This is a genomic window from Burkholderia sp. 9777_1386 (genome assembly GCF_015712265.1).
Lineage (GTDB): Bacteria > Pseudomonadota > Gammaproteobacteria > Burkholderiales > Burkholderiaceae > Burkholderia > Burkholderia cenocepacia.
Genome location: NZ_JACCQB010000108.1, coordinates 1 through 3562 on the forward strand (window position 1 = coordinate 1; position 3562 = coordinate 3562).

Sequence of the window (3562 nt, forward strand, 5' to 3'; positions counted from 1 at the left end):
CACCGTTGCCGGTCACGTTACCCAGCGAGGCGTTACCCGAGCCGATCGACGCGACCGTCCCGTTGTTCAGCGCCGTGTTGCCCGTCACGTTGCCGTTGTTCAATGCCAGCGTGCCGTTCGGGTTCACCGCCGTGTTGCCCGACACCGTCCCGTTCGGACCTGCCGTGAACGTACCGTTGTTCACCGTGGTATTGCCCGCGACGTTGCCGCCATTGGCCACCACCAGGTTGCCCGCGTTCACGGTCGTGTTCACACTCGATGCAATGTTGCCCGTCACCGTCTGCGTTCCCGTGCCCTGCTTTGTGAACCCGCCAGATCCGTCTATCGCGCCACCGAATGTTTGGCTGGTTCCATCGCCGAAAGTCAGCGTCGTTCCGGATGCACCCAAATGCACTGTACTTCCGGTGGCGCCCGACAAGGACACGACGATTTGACTCTTCGCCTGCGTAAGATCGAGCGTCGCACCTGCCGCCACATTAAGCGCGCTTTGTGCCGACAGCGAGCCGTTATTGGCGATCGCAAGCGTCCCGCACTGCACGCTCGTTCCGCCCGTAATTTCACTCACTCCTCCAAGCGTGAGTTGCCCGGTACCAACCTTTACGACACTACCATTTGCACCATCAGTCTGTCTGATTGGACCGTCATAGGTCGTATTCGCATTCAATGCACCAATGAATATCGTCTGATTGGGAGTGACAGAGGGGTCGTAGGTTCCTGCGTACGTATACGGTTTTGTCGTAAAATAAACTCCCCCGGCTGAGCGGGACATATTCGTACCGCTCAACGCTCCAACATTGAGACTGCCGGAAATCGTGGATACCTCCAATGCCCCGGAGCCTGTCAAATTAACAGTTGAATTACCCAGATCAGCATTTTCATGTCCAAACAGATAACCTAGGCCCTTTACATTGAAATTTACCTGAGAATCAACCCCGCCCTTTATCGCAAGAAATCCATATGCACCCGCTCCTCCCAATATAAAGATTTGGGTTTGACCAGAATTATTCTTTATCGAAGTAGTTTGATTGCTTAAAGTTAGCCCTCCTTGACCATTCGACCCAATCGAGATATTGTATTTTGCTGCACCGGCATCAAAGGTCATCGAATCGCTTGTCCAATAACCTGTCGGATCATTGAGACTAACGGTGCTTCCCGAAGGTCCGACCGTTCCAAAATGAAGCGCCTTGCCGGTGATCGAGCCGACTGGATTCCAGTTGGTGTTGCCTATAAGCGAATTATTGGTTTTTCCAGTCCAGGTAGCTGAAGATTGTGCTTTTACTTCCGACGAAACCAAAAGGGCAGCGCCAGCAATCATCGCAACTGACAAAAGCCTGTTGCCGCTAAAAATAGTCGACCTCGCCGATCCGTTGCCACCGATCCCGATCTGTCCCAAGCCGAGGTTGCGGCGGTCAATGCCGAGTATACGGTGCGCCCGCCGCCACGCCGCCATAATTCTGCGACGCAGCGATTTAGACATAGACGATCCACGTCGCGTTTGTCGATTTTCTTTAAACATGATGCTTCCCACCAGTTTTTAACATTTGCGCGATCGATAAAAAGCAGTACCTTGACGGCAATATCCCGAACGAATAGTTATCTCGCGATTTTCGCGGCGCGCCGATCGCCCTATCTGCAGATTAAATCGCTCAAGGCTCCCTTGACATTGTGGACTACACCACTGCCTCAGCAATTCAACGACAGAGTACTCAGCCGTTTGCACCATTTTCTCGACTCAAATCGTGTCGAGTGACAAGGTCGAATCGCCCCTGATTCATACCATCGGCACATCTGACAGATACGACCACTCGCTTGCCGAAACGATCGACCGTCTTCGCAGCCTGCTCACCGTGTTGCCGGTTATCCTGAACTCCTCTAGACTCGCTTTCTAGACCTCAATCAAAGAGGCGAGTGACGGAAGAAAACAGACCAGCCGACTCTAATTTAAAATTTCTATTGCCAGCGAGGTGTCAATTACGATCAAAATCCGCGCTTTTCCGGCGGCGCCCGATCATCACGGAGTCATTTGCCGACCATCGTCCTTATCGCGACAGAACCGTTCGGATTGCAAGAGTCGATCGAACGGTAAGTCGCGACCTCACGTCGGCCGCTGCTGCCGAAATTGACAAACACTTTCGTCGGTTTAGTGAATTTATAAAAACAAACCAAAAATTCGGGAAATTTCCTGTAGTGAATAAACAGTTGCTGTTGCACTGTAGGTCCCTCGGAAGACAACACAAAACAATCCCTGAACAGGAGACCTACTTTGACGAACAGTGCACGCTGGATAGTGGCGGCTATCGCGGTCGCAATAGGGAGCGCCGGATGTGGTGGAGATTCGATCGACGGTGTGTCGCCGCCGGCCGTTTCGAGCGTGACGCCGCCGACTCAACCCGGAGTGCCGGCACCGCCCTCGGGTGCGACACCCGACATGCCGGCATCCGCCCCCGCTGCTGCTGCGGTGGATCTGAAGCTGACGCAATACGTCGATCCGATGATCGGCACCGACCAGGTTCCTCCGCTCGTGGCCGATATCGCCGGCACGCAGTCGCCACCGGAAGATCTGCTCGGAGGTTTCACATCGCCGGCCGCGACGATGCCATTCGGTATGGTCCAATGGGGGCCGGACACACCTGCGGTGCCGAATACGTGGAGTCCACCTGGTTACCACTACAGCCAGACGAAAATTACCGGTTTTAGCCTCACGCACTTGAGTGGTGTTGGATGCTACGCAGGCGGAGCGTTGCCGGTGCTCCCAATGGTCGAGGGACAATCCGGCCCGGCTGAGTTCAAGCATATAAACGAAACGGTTCGGCCCGGCTATTACGGTGTGACGTTCGACAACGGCATTCGCACTGAGCTGAGCGCCACCCAACGCTCGGGCGTTGCTCGCTTTGTATGGCCAGCCGGGCAGCGGGGGCAGCTCAACCTCACTGCGCAGACCAGTAGTGTTCCGTCGGGGAGCGGTGCAATCGCGTTGGAACCTAACGACCCGCAAGCACTGTCGGGCTCTATGCAAGGCGGTAGCTTCTGCGGCAACGGGCAGAACTATACGATTTACTTCTATGCGCGAGTCGACAGACCGTTCGCCGCGGAGATTAACGGAAGAAGTGCAGTCCTTTCCTTCGCGTCGTCGTCTGGTGCCCGGTCGACGGTGAACATGAAGGTCGGTATTTCATACGTTAGCGTAGCGAACGCCAAGGCGAACCTGGATACCGAAAGCGGTACGCAGACACTCGATCAAATCGCGGCACAGGCGGACGCGGTGTGGAACAAGGAACTCAACGTAATCCAGGTTACCGGCGGCAGCGCTGCCAACCTGAAAAAGTTCTATACCTCCCTGTATCACGTACTGCTCGCGCCGAGCGTGTTCAGTGACGTGAATGGCGACTATCTGACCATGGACGGGAAGATCGCCAACGCGGGCAAGGGGCGTATTGTAGTGGTCAACTGATCCCGGACACTGCGTTAAGTTTTTCTTCCGCAACCGCCGGCGCCAGTCCGTCATTGAACTGATGCGGCCGTATCCAGTTGTACCGGTGCATCAGGTAGTGGCTGATGTCCC

The 3562-nt window shown here is 55.1% G+C and carries 2 protein-coding genes; one reads left to right on the forward strand and one right to left on the reverse strand.

Annotated features, from left to right (window positions below; genetic code table 11):
- Window positions 1-1477: beta strand repeat-containing protein (locus H0X91_RS34505; protein WP_442859791.1), on the reverse strand; the 1477-nt coding region annotated here is incomplete at its 3' end.
- Window positions 1478-2263: 786 nt separating this feature from the next.
- Here H0X91_RS34505 and H0X91_RS34510 point away from each other — a divergent pair.
- A complete protein-coding gene (locus H0X91_RS34510; protein WP_196433812.1) occupies window positions 2264-3451 on the forward strand; it encodes a glycoside hydrolase domain-containing protein in 1188 nt (395 codons plus the stop codon).
- Window positions 3452-3562: the final 111 nt, after the last annotated feature.